Below are 15532 nucleotides of genomic sequence, written 5' to 3'. Positions count from 1 at the left end.
ATGAATTCTGTCAAATCGAAAAAACTCATTACCTTCCTGATCGTCGCGGCGGCACTGCTGGTGCTGCCGCTGATCCTGCAGCAGGGCGGCAACGCCTGGGTGCGCATTGTCGACATGGCGCTGCTGTATGTGCTGCTGGCCCTGGGCCTGAACATCGTGGTCGGCTACGCCGGCCTGCTGGACCTGGGGTATGTCGCGTTCTTCGCGGTCGGCGCCTACCTGTTCGCGCTGCTCGGCTCGCCGCACCTGGCCGACGCCTTTCCCTGGATTGCGGCGCAGTTTCCGAACGGGCTGCATTTGCCGATCTGGGCGATCATCCCGGCGGCAGCGGCCCTCGCCGGATTCTTCGGCGTGGTGCTGGGCGCACCGACCCTCAAGCTGCGCGGCGATTACCTCGCCATCGTGACGCTGGGCTTTGGTGAAATCATCCGTGTGTTCCTGAACAACCTGGACCGCCCCATCAACCTGACCAACGGCCCCAAAGGCATCAACCAGATCGATTCGATGAAGTTCTTCGGCTTCGACCTTGGCAAGCCGCATGAGTTTTTCGGCTTCGAAGTCAACTCGGTGTCGATGTACTACTACCTCTTCCTGGTGCTGGTGATCGTCTCGGTTGTGGTTTGCCACCGCCTGGAAAACTCCCGCATCGGCCGCGCCTGGATGGCGATCCGCGAAGACGAAATCGCCGCCAAGGCCATGGGCATCAACACCCGCAACCTGAAGCTGCTGGCCTTCGGCATGGGCGCCACTTTCGGCGGCGTGTCGGGCTCCATGTTTGCCGCCTTCCAGGGTTTTGTGTCTCCCGAATCCTTCAGCCTGATGGAGTCGGTCATGATCGTCGCCATGGTGGTGCTGGGCGGCATCGGTCATTTGCCCGGCGTCATTCTGGGCGCCTTGCTGCTCGCGGCTTTGCCTGAGGTGCTGCGCCATGTGGCCGGCCCACTGCAGGCCATGACCGACGGCCGGCTCGACTCCGCCATCCTGCGCCAGCTGCTGATCGCGCTGGCCATGATCACCGTCATGCTGATGCGTCCGCGCGGCCTGTGGCCCGCTTCCGAGCACGGCAAGTCGCTGAACAAGCCCGTCGGCCCGGACCCTATCCAGTCAATCAACCCCTAAGGAGAATGGACATGAGCGAAACCATTCTTAAAGTCTCGGGTGTCTCCAAGCGCTTCGGCGGTTTGCAGGCCCTTTCCGATGTCGGCATCCATATCGAGCGTGGCCAGGTGTATGGCCTGATCGGTCCCAACGGCGCCGGTAAAACCACCTTCTTCAATGTGCTGACGGGCCTTTACACGCCCGACAGCGGCACCTTCGAGCTCGCCGGCAAGCCCTACAAGCCCACGGCGGTGCACGAAGTGGCCAAGGCCGGCATTGCCCGGACCTTCCAGAACATCCGCCTGTTTGCCGACATGACGGCCCTCGAAAACGTCATGGTCGGCCGCCATATCCGTACCAACTCGGGCCTGATCGGCGCCGTGCTGCGCACTCCCGGTTTCAAGCACGAAGAAGCCGCCATTGCCAAGCGCTCGCAGGAGTTGCTCGACTATGTCGGCATCGGCAAATACGCCGACTTCAAGGCCCGCACCCTGAGCTACGGTGACCAGCGCCGCCTGGAAATTGCCCGGGCTCTCGCTACCGACCCGCAGCTGATCGCACTCGACGAACCGGCCGCCGGCATGAACGCGACCGAAAAAGTGCAGCTGCGCGAGCTGATCGATCGCATCCGCAAGGACAACCGCACCATTCTGCTGATCGAACACGACGTGAAGCTGGTCATGGGCCTGTGCGACCGCGTCACCGTGCTCGATTACGGCAAGCAGATTGCCGAAGGCGCGCCCGCGGACGTACAAAAAGACGAAAAAGTGATCACCGCCTATCTGGGCACAGGTCATTGAAGGAAAGCAAGAATATGGCAAACACACTCCTTAAAGTGACCGGCCTGAAGGTCGCTTACGGCGGCATCCAGGCGGTCAAGGGCGTTGACTTCGAAGTCAACGACGGCGAACTGGTCACCCTGATTGGCTCCAATGGCGCCGGCAAGACCACCACCATGAAAGCCATCACCGGCACGCTGCCCATGCTGGGCGGCGACATTGAATACCTGGGCAAGAGCATCAAGGGCCGCGGCGCCTGGGACCTGGTGAAAGAAGGCCTGGCCATGGTGCCGGAAGGCCGCGGCGTGTTCACCCGCATGACCATCACCGAAAACCTGCAGATGGGCGCCTACATCCGCAGCGACAAGGCGGGCATCGCCGAAGACATGGAAAAGATGTTTGTGCTGTTTCCCCGCCTGCGTGAACGCAAGGACCAGCTGGCCGGCACCATGTCGGGTGGCGAACAGCAGATGCTGGCCATGGGCCGTGCATTGATGAGCCGCCCCAAGGTGCTGCTGCTGGACGAGCCCTCCATGGGCCTTTCGCCCATCATGGTCGACAAGATCTTCGAAGTGGTCAAGGACGTTTCAGCCCGCGGCGTGACGGTGCTGCTGGTTGAGCAGAACGCCAGCCGTGCGCTCGGCATTGCCAACCGCGGCTATGTCATGGAGTCGGGCAATGTCACCATGAACGGCGACGCGAAAAGCCTGCTGAACGATCCACGCGTCAGGGCCGCTTACCTCGGCGAATAAGCAGGCGCCCGCGCGCCGGCAGGCGCTGCGGGACGCACGTCACCCCGTAAATCTGGCCAACCAGCGCAGGGCATAAATGCCTTGCGGCGCCAAATATTTACGCATAAAGTTAAGAAGGGGTGCGCACCACGCGCATCCTTGTTTAACTTGGGGGAAGTCAAAATGAACCAGTATGTTGTTCGCGTTGCTGTCGTGATGTTCGCCTTTCTGGCCTCATCTTTTTTCACCGGGGCTTCGGCCCAGTCACTGCGCTGCAAGGGCGACCTGGCGCAGATCGGCAATTCCAAAGGCACGGTCCTGCAAAGATGCGGCGAGCCTGTCATGAAGGACACGTTCTGCAAAGCCACGCCTGACACTGTGCCCAGCTCGACTGTCGTGACACCAAACACCACAGGTTCCACCGCCAGCACCACCACCAACGTGACGGTCAACACCTGCCAGCAGGTGGAAGAGTGGACTTACAACCCGGGTTACGGGCAGTTCATGACCATGCTGCTGTTTGAGGGCGGTTCCCTGAAGAGCATTCGATACGGGGATCGCGTAACCAGGTGAGCCCCCACGGTGGTGATGGAGCCCCCACGGTCGCTCACTGCGTGTAGCTCCCTGCCCCCCGAGGGGGCCGCCCGCCCTACGGCCCGGCAAAGCCGGTTCCGGGGCTCATGCTGGGTTTAAGAATTCTTTGGGCACTATCGGCGGAGGTATTCGCCAGTGGGTGCCGCGGAACCGGCTTTGCCGGGCCGCAGGCACCGTCCCCTGCAAGGGGAAAAGGGCTACATGCAGTGAGCCCGATAGGGGTGTGCCAATTTTTCGGCTTCGCCGGCCCCAGGCGCCGCCCCCTGAGGGGGAACAGGCTACACGCAGTGAGCCTGGAAGGGGGTGGACCTTTTTTCAATCCACCTTCGCGCCTGACGCCTTCACCACTTTTTCATACTTCGCCATTTCGCTTTTCATGAAGGCGCCGAACTGCTCGGGCGTGTTGCCTACAGGTTCGGCCATCAGTGTGGCAAAGCGGGTTTTGGCTTCGGGTGAATTCAGCGCGGCGACGAATGCCTGGTTGAGTTTGGCGATCACGTCTTTCGGTGTGCCTGCGGGCGCCACCAGTCCCCACCAGGTATCGATCTCAAAACCCTTGAGCGTCTCGGCCACGGCAGGCACATCGGGCAGCATGGCGCTGCGTTTGGCTGTGGTGACTGCCAGCGCCTTGAGTTTGCCTGCCTTGATGTTGGCGGATGCCGTGGCCAGGTTGTCAAAGTTGTAGTCCACCTGGCCGCTCAGCAGCGCCAGTTGCGCCGGGTTGCCGCCGTTGTAGGGAATGTGCAGCGCAAAGATGCCGGCCTGCGCCTTGAACATTTCGCCGGCAAGGTGCCCCGCGCTGCCGTTACCGCCGCTGGCGTAATTGAGCTTGGCCGGATTGGCCTTGGCGTACTTGATCAGGTCGGCCAGCGAGTTGATGTTCAGGCGCCGCGCGGAGTCGGCGTTGATCACCAGCACATTGGGCACGCGCACCAGCTGTGTGATGGGCGCGAAGTCGGTCGCTGCGTTGTACGGCATCCTGCTGTAAAGCCAGGGATTGATGGCGTGGGTGGCGACAGCGGAAATGCCGATCGTCATGCCGTCGGGTTGCGCCTTGGCGATGGCGTCGACACCAATGTTGCCGCCGCCGCCGGGCTTGTTTTCAATGATGACCGGGCCCAGCGTGTCCTTGACGCGTTCGGCCATCAGGCGGGCCGTCACGTCAATCGGGCCGCCGGCTGCATAGGGCACGATGATGCGCATGACTTTGGGCTGGGCGTGTGCCAGAGGGGCTGACAGCGCCATGCCTGCAATGAAAAGGGCGCCCAGGCATTTGCCGAGCAGGGAAGGCTGGGTGAGGGAAGGTCGAATGTTCATGTCCCTATTGTTGCAAAAAGTTGGCCACGCCTTGGGGCAGAGCCTGATGCATGCCGTTACGGGATCTTTACATACCGGACATGGCTGTTCGGGGGCCGCGCCGCGTTGGAGGTTCATGAGGCGCCTGCTTCATGTTTTCTCAACCCCCACCTCAAGGAAACCCCATGAAGATCAACACCCTTGTCGCCGCCCTCGCCCTGGTTGCTGGTGGCGCAGCCTTTGCGCAGGCGCCTGCCGCTCCCGCGACCCCCAAAGACCCGCTGGCCACGCCGCGCGTCGACCAGCGCCAGTCCAACCAGGAAAAACGTATTGACCAGGGCGTCACCTCCGGTGCGTTGACTTCCAAGGAGACCGCCAAACTCGATAAGCGCGAGACGAAAATTGAGTCCGACAAGCTGGCCGCCAAATCCGACGGCAAAGTCACACAGGCCGAGCGCCGCAAGCTAAAGCGTGAAGAAAACCGCGCCAGCGCCGCCATCCGCCGCCAGAAGCACGACCGGCAGGTTGCACCCGGCAAGGCTGGCTGAGCGTTCGCATGGTAGGTAGCCGCAGCGCTTAATCCGCACATAAAAAAGCCCCGGCTGACGGATCAGCCGGGGCTTTTTTTGTCCAGGTGTCCGCTCAGGTTTCCGCGGGCACGGTCGCCTGGGCTTTCTCTTTTTCGGTCACAAAAGAGTCGGCATAAAACTCGTCCTCCGGCAGACCCGCAGCCGTGTAGGCGGCCTTGGCTGAGTCCACCACGATGGGCGCGCCGCAGGCATACACCTGATAGCCCGACAGGTCGGAAAAATCTTCCAGCACGGCCTGGTGGACAAAGCCGGTGCGCCCCGTCCAGTTGTCTTCAGGCAGCGCGTTGGAAATCACCGGGACATAACGCAAATTCGGCATTTCCGCAGCCTTGGCCTTGACCCATTCGTCCATGTACAAATCGGCCGGGCGGCGGCCGCCCCAGTACAACACGGCCGGGCGCGTGATGCCCTTGTGTTGCAGATGCTCGATCAGCGCCTTGATGGGCGCAAAGCCGGTGCCCGATGCCAGCAGCACCATGGGTTTGTCGCTGTCTTCGCGCAGGTAAAAGCTGCCGAAGGGGCCTTCGATGCGCAGGATTTCCTTTTCTTTCATGGGGCCGAACACGTGCTCGGTGAACTTGCCGCCCGGCATGTGGCGAATGTGCAGCTCGACGCCCGGGTTGTCGGCCTGGGTGTGCGGGGCATTGCCCATTGAATACGCCCGGCGGTCGCCGTCGCGCAGCAAAAACTCCACATATTGGCCAGCGTGGTACTTGAACACATCGCTGGCCGGCAATTGCAGGCGCACCACCATGACGTCGTGTGAGGCCTTGGCCAGGCTGTTGATGCGCACCGGCATCTTCTTGACCGGGAAGGCGCTTTCATCCGTGACGTGGCGTGATTCGAGGACGATATCACTCGTCGCCCTGGCGCTGCAGGTCAGGATGAAGCCGTTCGCCTCTTCCTCGGGTGACATGGCCTTGACCTGGTGCGCGCCATGGAGGACGCTGCCTTCCAGTTTTTTTGACTTGCAGGAGCCGCAGGCGCCATCCTTGCAGCCGTAGGGCAGGCCAATCCCCTGGCGAATGGCGGCTGCCAGCAGCGGTTCATCCGCCTCGGCGATGAATGTCCGGCCACTGGGTTGCACGGTCACGTTAAAGCTCATATTCGGTATCCTTGCGGTATCTGTTCTCGACCTGGCTGGCTTTTTCCAGCAACCCCAATTTTGCCCTCAAACCTGAACCCCCTAGGCGCGCTGCCTTTCCGTTTCCGCCGCGAGCGGGTTTTGATTGCCGGTTGCGGCGATGTCGGCCTGCGCGTAGCCCGCCTGCTGCCGCGCAATGTCCGGCGCATCGCCCTGACGTCGTCACCGCAGCGTTTCCCGGCTTTGCGCGCGCAAGGCATCACACCGCTGCTGGGCAACCTGGACGACGGCGCCTCCCTGCGGCGCTTGGCCGGGCTGGCTACGCGGGTGGTGCATCTGGCGCCGCCACCCGGCGACCAGCCCGACTGGCGTACGGACCCACGTACGCTGGCACTGCTGCGCGCCCTGCGCCTGCGCAGCCTGCCGCAGTCGCTGGTGTATGGCTCCACCAGCGGGGTGTATGGCGACTGCGGCGGCGAATGGGTGCGCGAAACGCGGCCATTGAAGCCCCACACACCGCGTGCCCAGCGGCGTGTGCATGCCGAGGCGCATCTGCGGCTTTTTGGCCGGGCCACCGGCACCCGCGTGCACCTGCTGCGCATCCCGGGCATCTATGCGTCCGACCGCGAAGGCGGTACGCCGCGTGGCAGGTTGCTCAAGGGCACACCTGTACTGCGTGCCGAAGACGACGTCTACACCAACCATATCCACGCCGACGACCTGGCCCGTGCCTGCCTGGCGGCGCTGTGGCGCGGCAAGCCCCAGCGCGCCAGCAACGTCAGTGACGATACGCAGCTGAAGATGGGCGACTATTTCGACCTGGCGGCGGACCTCTACGGTCTGCCGCGGCCGCCGCGCCTGGCACGGGGCACGGCACAGGAAGAGTTGCCGCTGATGCTGCTGAGCTTCATGAGCGAGTCGCGCCGGCTGGACAACACCCGCCTGAAGCAGGAGCTGCGGCTTCGTTTGCACTACCCGACAGTAGCAATTGGCCTGCGCGATCAGTGAGCGAGCCAGCCGCGCGGTGCAACGCAATAAATGCCATTGACCGCCTGAAATGAACGGGTTGCCACCATGGCAGCCCGTTTTCTCATTTTAGGTGTCTTTTTTTGGCAACGGTACTGCGGTCGAATGTTACAACCAAAGCGGTAACAAATTGAAACTAACGTGGTCGGCCTGGAGCACGTTTCTATTAACTGCAAAAAGAACTTTTTTTAACCCGATGTGCCGGGTTTCCTTTGTGAATACCATCACTTCGAGTGCCTCTATCTTGCAATCGGCTGACGCAAGGGGACTCGCGGGATGTGAAAAATGCACAAAAAAAGTTCGAAAAATGCGCGTACGGCAGCGCAATTTGTAACAAACATCGGTCAACGCGTACCCACCGCGGCGCCGCCGTTTTTTGATGCACTGGGACGGATGGCCGATAGCGCCGCGGGCAGATGGACCCTGCGCAAGCCCGTAACGGCCGTTTTGCTGCTGGGAGCAGCAACAGCGCAGGCCGGCCCGGTAGACGGCCAGGTCACTTCGGGCGCGGCCAGCATCTCGCAGAGCGGCTCCGCCACCACCATCAATCAATCCAGCCAGAACGCTTCGCTGACCTGGAAGAGCTTTAACGTAGGCGCGCAGGAAAGCGTCAACTTCGTGCAGCCTTCGGCCAGCGCGATCGCGGTCAACCGCATCATGGACACCCACGGCAGCCAGATCCTGGGCCAGCTCAATGCCAATGGGCAGGTCTTCCTGATCAACCCCAACGGCATCCTGTTTGGCGCCGGCGCCCAGGTCAATGTGGGCGGGCTGGTGGCGTCGACACTGGATGTCAAGGATGCGGACCTGAGCAGCGGAAAGCGCAGCTTCAGCGGCGCAGGCGCAGGCAGTGTGGTCAACCAGGGCCGCATCAATGCTGCCACGGGCGGCTACGTTGCACTGGTCGGCAATACCGTGCGCAACCAGGGCAGCATCAGCGCTCCGCAGGGCAGCGTGGCGCTGGCGGCAGGCAGCGCGGCTACTTTGACCTTCCAGGGCAACCAGCTGCTCAAGATCGAGGTGGACCAGAGCGTTCTCAACAGCCTGGCCGAGAACGGCGGGTTGATTCTGGCTGACGGCGGGCAGGCGCTGATGAGCGCCGGTGCCAAGGATTCCCTGCTGGCCAGCGCAGTCAACAACACCGGGGTGATCCAGGCGCGCACCGTGGAAAACCGCAGCGGCACCATCATCCTGCTGGGCGGCATGGCCGCCGGCACTGCCAACATTGCGGGCACGCTGGACGCTTCGGCGCCCAACGGCGGCAACGGCGGCTTTGTGGAAACCTCGGGCGCGCAGGTGAACATTGCCGACGGCGCCCGGATCACCACGGCGGCCCCCGCGGGCCAAAGCGGCACCTGGCTGATCGATCCTGTGGACTTCACCATCGCCGCTGCAGGCGGGAACATCACGGGTGCGGCCCTGAGTGCCAACCTGGCCTCAGGCAACGTCGTCATCCAGAGCAGCAGCGGGAACACGGGCACGGCGGGCGATGTCAACGTCAACAACGTGGTGAGCTGGAGCGTCAACCAGCTGACGCTCAACGCGCAGAACAACATCAACATCAATGCCAACCTCAACGCATCGGGCACCGGCAAGCTGGCGCTGGAATACGGCCAGGGCAATACCAATGGAATCACCAACTCCTACAACGTCAACAACGGCGCGAAGATCAATTTGCCGGCAGGCAACAATTTCAGCACCAAGCAAGGCAGCAACGGTACCCCCGTCGCCTATACGGTGATCACTGACCTGGGTACCGCAACCAGCACCAGCGGCACAGATTTACAGGGCATGAGCGGCAATCTCAACGGTCGCTACGCACTGGGCGCTGACATCGACGCCTCGCCAACCAGCGCTTGGAACGGCGGCAGTGGATTCGAACCGCTGGGCAACAACCTGGCGCAATTCAGTGGCATCCTGGACGGTTTGGGCCACACCATTTCCGGCCTCACTATCAACCGGCCCACCGCCACCTACGTCGGTCTGCTCGGCTATGTAGGCGCTTCGGGGCGAATCAACAATTTGGGCTTGGCCGGCGGTAGCGTCACGGGCCAAACCAAAGTCGGCGCGTTGGCCGGGTGGAGCTCTGGCAATATCACTAACAGCTACGCCAGCACCTCAGTGACCGGCTCCGGATCCGAGGCTGGTGGGCTGGTGGGGACCAGCCAGGGCGTAATCCGCAACAGCCACGCCAGCGGCGCGGTGATCGGCTCGTTCATTGTGGGCGGGCTGGTTGGCTGGAACCAGGGCCTTATCAGCGACAGCTATGCCACCGGCTCTGTCGGCGCATCGAGTTCGCGGGTTGGCGGGCTGGTGGGCGACATGCTCAACGGCGGAAGCGTCAGCAATAGCTACGCCAGCGGCAACGTCACCAGCACCGGCCAGGATGTCGGCGGGCTCGTGGGGTATTGGGACAGCAATGGTACCGCCAATGTTGTGATCAGCAACAGTTATGCGAGTGGCACGGTGTCCGGCACCACGAATGTCGGCGGCCTGGTGGGCTATAAGTTCAATGCTGGTGGCACCATCAACAACAGCTACGCGACCGGGGCCGTGAGCGGCACCAGCAACCTGGGCGGGCTGGTCGGCTTGTGGGACGCCGGAACGGCGATCAACAACAGTTTCTGGGACACCGTCACAACCGGGCGGGCCACCAGCTCGGGCGGCGGCATGGGCATGACCACAGCCCAGATGCAACAACAGGCCAATTTCAGCTCGGCCACGGCTGCCAACGGCAACGTCAACCCGAACTGGGATTTCACCAGCGTCTGGCGTATTTATGAGGGAAATAGCCGTCCCCTGCTCAAGGCGCTCATGAAGGCCACCACGGTCACGGTCGGCAGCACCAGCAAGACCTACGACAAGCTGTCCTGGAACGGCGGAACCGGCATCAGTTGCTCCAATACGGCTTGCGGCAGCTTGTCGGGAAGCATCAGTTTCGGCGGAACCGCCCAGGGCGCGGTCAATGCCGGAAGCTACACGGTGACGGGTTCCGGCCTGTATTCCAATCAGCAGGGCTACGACATCAGTTACGCCAATGGCACGCTGACAGTCAATCCCGCCAGTTTGGCTGTCACAGGCGTGAGCGCAAACAACAAGGTGTATGACGCCGGCACCACCGCCACCCTCAACGGCACGGCCAGCGTCACAGCCATCGCCGGCGACACGGTGAGCATCGCCGGCACCGGCAGCGGTGCTTTCGCCGACAAGAACGTGGGCAACGGCAAGGCCGTGACCGTCACCGGCTACATGCTGAGCGGCGCAGATGCCGCCAACTATGTCGTCGTGCAGCCCACGGGCCTGACCGCGAACATCACGCCGGCCAGCCTTGCCGTTGGCGGTGTGACGATCCAGGACAAGGTGTACAACGCCAGTGACGCCGCCACCATCAACGGCACGGCCAGCGTTGCAGCTTTCGCCGGTGATACGGTGAACGTGGCCGGCACGGGCATCGGCCGGTTTGCCGACAAGAACGTGGGCAACGGCAAGGTGGTTACCGTGACCGGCTACACGCTGGGCGGCGCCGATGCCGGCAACTACACCGTGGTGCAACCCACAGGTTTCACGGCAAACATCACGCCGGCAAGCCTGGCGGTTACGGGCGTGGGGGCCAACAACAAGGTCTACGACACAACGACCACCGCGACGCTGAGCGGGACAGCAGCGGTGACGGCTTTGAGTGGTGATACCGTGACCGTGGGCGGTACCGGCAATGGCGCCTTCACCAACAAGAATGTGGGCAATGGCAAGGCGGTGACTGTGACCGGCTACACGCTGGGCGGTGCCGACGCCGGCAACTACACCGTGGTGCAACCCACCGGCGTGACAGCCAACATCACGCCGGCAAGCCTGGCTGTTACCGGCGTAGGCGCAAACAACAAGGTCTACGACACGACCACCACAGCGACGCTGAGCGGAACAGCAGCGGTGACGGCTTTGAGTGGTGATGCCGTGACCGTGGGCGGTACCGGCAGCGGAAATTTCGCCAACAAGAACGTGGGTAACGGCAAGGCCGTCACCGTCACCGGCTACACACTGGGCGGCGCCGATGCCGGCAACTACACCGTGGTGCAACCCACGGGGCTGACCGCCAACATCACGCCGGCCAGCTTGACTGTTACGGGTGTAGGCGCAAACAACAAGGTTTACGACACGACCACCACAGCGACGCTGAGCGGGACAGCAGCGGTGACGGCTTTGAGTGGTGATACCGTGACCGTGGGCGGTACCGGCAATGGCGCCTTCACCAACAAGAATGTGGGCAATGGCAAGGCGGTGACTGTGACCGGCTACACGCTGGGCGGTGCCGACGCCGGCAACTACACCGTGGTGCAACCCACGAGCTTGACCGCCAATATCACACCGGCCAGCTTGACTGTCGCGGGTGTAGGCGCAAACAACAAGGTCTACGACACCACCACCACGGCCACGCTCAGCGGAACAGCGGCCGTTACAGCCCTGGGCGGCGATACCGTGACGGTGGGTGGCATCGGCAGCGGCACCTTCGCCAACAAGAATGTGGGCAATGGCAAGGCGGTGACTGTCACCGGCTACACACTGGGTGGAGCAGACGCCGGTAACTACACCGTGGTGCAGCCCACGGCGGTGACCGCCAATATCACGCCGGCGAGCCTGGCGGTGACGGGTGTGAGTGCAAACAACAAGGTCTATGACACCGCCACCACGGCCACGCTGAGTGGAACAGCCGCCGTTACGGCCCTGGGTGGCGATACTGTGACGGTGGGGGGCACCGGCAGCGGTAATTTCGTCAACAAGAATGTTGGCAATGGCAAGACCGTCACCGTCACCGGCTACACACTGGGCGGTGCTGATGCCGGCAACTACACCGTGGTTCAACCCACAGCTGTCACGGCCAACATCACGCCGGCCAGCCTGGCTGTCACGGGTGTAGGCGCAAACAACAAGGTCTACGACACCACCACCACCGCCACACTCAATGGCACGGCGGCCGTCGCGGCCCTGAGCGGTGATGTGGTGACGGTTGGCGGTGGCAGCGGCACCTTTGCCAACAAGAATGTGGGCAACGGCAAGACCGTCACTGTCACCGGTTACACACTGGGCGGTGCCGACGCCGGCAACTACACCGTGGTGCAACCCACGGGATTGACCGCGAACATCACGCCGGCTGGCCTGGCTGTTACCGGCGTAGGCGCGAACAACAAAGTCTACGACACGACCACCGCGGCGACACTCAACGGAACGGCAGCCGTCACGGCCCTGGGCGGTGACGTCGTGGCCGTGGCCGGCACGGGCAGCGGCAGCTTCGCCAACAAGAATGTGGGCAATGGCAAGGCTGTGACTGTTACCGGCTATACGCTGAGCGGTGCGGACGCCGGCAACTACACCGTGGTGCAACCCACGGCGGTGACCGCGAACATCACGCCAGCCAGCCTGGCTGTTACCGGCGTAGGCGCCAACAACAAGGTCTACGACGCAACGACCACCGCGACTCTCAACGGAACGGCGGCTGTTACGGCCCTGGGGGGTGATGTTGTGACGATTGGTGGTGGAAGTGGTGCTTTTGCCAACAAGAATGTGGGCAGCGGCAAGGCCGTGACGGTCACCGGCTACACGCTGGGCGGTGCGGACGCCGGCAACTACACCGTGGTCCAACCCACGGGGCTGACCGCCAACATCACCCCCGCCAGCCTCACGGTCACAGGTGTGAATGCTAACAACAAGGTGTACGACACCACAACTGCAGCCACGCTGAGCGGAACAGCTGCGGTGACGGCCTTGGGTGGCGACACGGTGACGGTAGGCGGCGCCGGCAGCGGCAGCTTCGCCAACAAAAACGTAGGCAATGGCAAGGCCGTGACCGTCACCGGCTACACGCTGGGCGGTGCCGACGCCGGCAATTACACCGTGGTGCAACCCACCAGCTTGACCGCCAACATCACACCGGCCAGCTTGACTGTCAGCGGTGTGAGTGCAAACAACAAGGTCTATGACACCGCCACCACGGCCACGCTGAGCGGAACAGCCGCCGTTACGGCCCTGGGTGGCGATACCGTGACCGTGGGCGGTACCGGCAGCGGAAATTTCGTCAACAAGAACGTGGGTAACGGCAAGGCCGTCACCGTCACCGGCTACACCCTCGGCGGCGCCGATGCCGGCAACTACACCGTGGTGCAGCCAACAGGTGTCACGGCCAACATCACGCCTGCCAGCCTGGCCATTACGGGTGTAGGCGCGAACAACAAGGTCTACGACACCACCACCACCGCCACGCTCAATGGCACCGCAAACGTCGCGGCACTGGGCGGCGACGTGGTGACGGTTGGCGGTGGCAGCGGCACCTTCGCCGACAAGAATGTGGGCAATGGCAAGGCTGTGACGGTCAGCGGCTACACACTGGGTGGAGCTGATGCAGGCAACTACACCGTGGTGCAGCCCACCGGCGTCACGGCCAACATCACGCCGGCCAGCTTGACTGTCACGGGTGTAGGCGCAAACAACAAGGTCTACGACACCACCACCACCGCCACACTCAATGGCACGGCGGCGGTCACAGCTCTGGGCGGCGATACCGTGACGGTGGGCGGCACGGGCAGCGGCAATTTCAACAACAAGAACGTGGGCAACGGCAAGGCCGTCACCGTCGCCGGCTACACTCTGGGCGGCGCCGATGCGAGCAACTACACCGTGGTGCAGCCCACCGGCGTCACAGCCAACATCACGCCGGCGAGCCTGGCTGTTACCGGCGTAGGCGCAAACAACAAGGTCTACGACACGACCACCACCGCCACACTCAATGGCACAGCAAACGTCGCGGCCCTGGGCGGCGATACCGTGACGGTGGGCGGTACCGGCAGCGGCACCTTTGTCAACAAAAACGTGGGCAACGGAAAGGCCGTGACAGTCACGGGCTACACACTGGGCGGCGCCGACGCCGGCAACTACACCGTGGTGCAGCCCACAGCTGTCACGGCCAACATCACGCCAGCCAGCCTGGCAGTCACAGGTGTGGGCGCCAACAACAAGGTGTATGACACCACCACCACGGCTACTCTCAATGGCACCGCAGGTGTTGTTGCCCTGGGCGGTGATGTCGTGACGGTGGGCGGCACCGGTAGCGGAACCTTCGCCAACAAGAATGTAGGCAATGGCAAAGCTGTGACCGTGACCGGCTACACGCTGAGCGGCGCCGACGCCGGCAACTACACCGTGGTGCAGCCCACTGCCGTTACGGCAAACATCACGCCGGCCAGCCTGGCGGTGACCGGTGTAGGGGCAAACAGCAAGGTGTATGACGCGAGTACTGCAGCCACCCTCAATGGCACGGCCGCTGTGGCTGCTTTGGGCGGTGACGTGGTGAGTGTGAGTGGCGGTAGCGGCACTTTTGCTGACAAGAATGTGGGCAATGGCAAGGTCGTGACCGTGGCCGGCTACACCTTGGGCGGAGCCGACGCCGGCAACTACACCGTGGTGCAACCTGCCGGTGTTACGGCAAACATCACACCAGCCAGCCTGGCCGTCACGGGCGTCGGGGCAAACAACAAGGTCTACGACACCACCACCAACGCCACGCTTAACGGAACGGCGGGGGTCACAGCCCTGGGCGGTGACGTGGTGACTGTGGGTGGTACCGGCAATGGCGCTTTCGTCAACAAAAACGCGGGCAACGGCAAAGTCGTGACGGTGACCGGCTATACGCTGGGCGGGGCCGACGCCGGCAACTACACCGTGGTGCAACCTACAGGTGTCACGGCAAACATCACACCGGCCAGCCTGGCTGTCACCGGTGTAAATGCGCAGAACAAGGTTTTTGACGGTACGACTGCGGCCACCTTGGGTGGTACCGCCGCCGTGGCGGCCCTGGTCGGTGACGTGGTTAGCGTCAGCGGCGGCAGCGGTGCTTTTGCCAACGCGAATGTGGGTAACGCAAAGCCCGTGACCGTGACAGGCTATACCCTGGGCGGGGTTGACGCGGCCAACTACACGGTGGTGCAACCGACCGGGCTGACGGCATCCATCACTCCCTTGCCTGTCACAGCTGTGCCCGCACGGGCGGGAACGCTTGGGCGGGGGGGCGCCGATGATGGTGCCGACGCCGCCATGCAACAGGCCGTGGATGGGACACGCTCCAAATCCGGCCTGATCGAGGTATCGCCCATCCTTCGGGTAACTCGCAGCGCAAGCGCCGATGCCTCCGGTGGAGACGAACTGGTGGTTTCCGGTGGGGCCGTCGAGGTGCTGCAGGATGTGGTTGCCACAGTAAGAAAAGATCCGCGCCTGCATATCGTTGACGGCGGCGTGCAGCTGCAAAACGGTGTGCTGGCCGCTCAAAAATAAATACGGCTACCCCACAAA

General features: G+C 63.0%; 9 protein-coding genes. 7 read left to right on the top strand and 2 right to left on the bottom strand.

The features are described from left to right. The 4 genes from AC1DZE_RS09500 (at position 1) to AC1DZE_RS09485 (ending at position 3181) form a co-directional block, all read left to right on the top strand. Complete coding sequence (locus tag AC1DZE_RS09500) at positions 1 to 1119, top strand: ABC transporter permease subunit (protein ID WP_477669666.1); 1119 nt, start codon at positions 1 to 3, stop codon at positions 1117 to 1119. Positions 1120 to 1130: 11 nt separating this feature from the next. After that, positions 1131 to 1898: an ABC transporter ATP-binding protein gene (locus tag AC1DZE_RS09495; protein WP_457279485.1), complete on the top strand. Its 768-nt coding sequence runs from the start codon at positions 1131 to 1133 to the stop codon at positions 1896 to 1898. Between the two features lie 14 nt (positions 1899 to 1912). Beyond that, positions 1913 to 2629 (top strand): ABC transporter ATP-binding protein, encoded by a 717-nt coding sequence (locus AC1DZE_RS09490; RefSeq protein WP_477669665.1) that lies wholly within the window; start codon positions 1913 to 1915, stop codon positions 2627 to 2629. A gap of 162 nt (positions 2630 to 2791) precedes the next feature. Next, positions 2792 to 3181, top strand: coding sequence for a DUF2845 domain-containing protein (locus AC1DZE_RS09485; protein WP_477674510.1), 390 nt, complete (start codon positions 2792 to 2794; stop codon positions 3179 to 3181). A 336-nt stretch (positions 3182 to 3517) separates the two neighbouring features. Here the strand turns inward: AC1DZE_RS09485 and AC1DZE_RS09480 are convergent, their stop codons facing one another. Beyond that, positions 3518 to 4447 carry a Bug family tripartite tricarboxylate transporter substrate binding protein gene (locus AC1DZE_RS09480; RefSeq protein WP_477670200.1) on the bottom strand — a complete coding sequence of 310 codons (930 nt, stop codon included), beginning with the start codon at positions 4445 to 4447 and terminating at the stop codon, positions 3518 to 3520. Positions 4448 to 4683: 236 nt separating this feature from the next. Between AC1DZE_RS09480 and AC1DZE_RS09475 the strand changes: the two genes are divergently transcribed. After that, entirely contained in the window at positions 4684 to 5046 is a 363-nt protein-coding gene (locus tag AC1DZE_RS09475) for a hypothetical protein (protein WP_477669663.1), read from the top strand. A 94-nt stretch (positions 5047 to 5140) separates the two neighbouring features. On the opposite strand, the gene AC1DZE_RS09470 is transcribed toward AC1DZE_RS09475, so the two are convergent. Continuing rightward, complete coding sequence (locus AC1DZE_RS09470) at positions 5141 to 6193, bottom strand: CDP-6-deoxy-delta-3,4-glucoseen reductase (RefSeq protein ID WP_477669662.1); 1053 nt, start codon at positions 6191 to 6193, stop codon at positions 5141 to 5143. Between the two features lie 60 nt (positions 6194 to 6253). On the opposite strand from AC1DZE_RS09470, the gene AC1DZE_RS09465 reads away from it, so the two are divergent. Together AC1DZE_RS09465 and AC1DZE_RS09460 are read left to right on the top strand one after the other, a co-directional pair. Then, positions 6254 to 7180 (top strand): NAD-dependent epimerase/dehydratase family protein, encoded by a 927-nt coding sequence (locus AC1DZE_RS09465; RefSeq protein ID WP_477669661.1) that lies wholly within the window; start codon positions 6254 to 6256, stop codon positions 7178 to 7180. A gap of 303 nt (positions 7181 to 7483) precedes the next feature. Further along, a complete protein-coding gene (locus AC1DZE_RS09460; RefSeq protein WP_477699975.1) occupies positions 7484 to 15514 on the top strand; it encodes a beta strand repeat-containing protein in 8031 nt (2676 codons plus the stop codon). Positions 15515 to 15532 lie beyond the last annotated feature (18 nt).

The sequence above is a fragment of the Polaromonas sp. P1_F1 genome (assembly GCF_056405795.1).
This window is presented reverse-complemented; position numbering and strand designations above follow the sequence as displayed.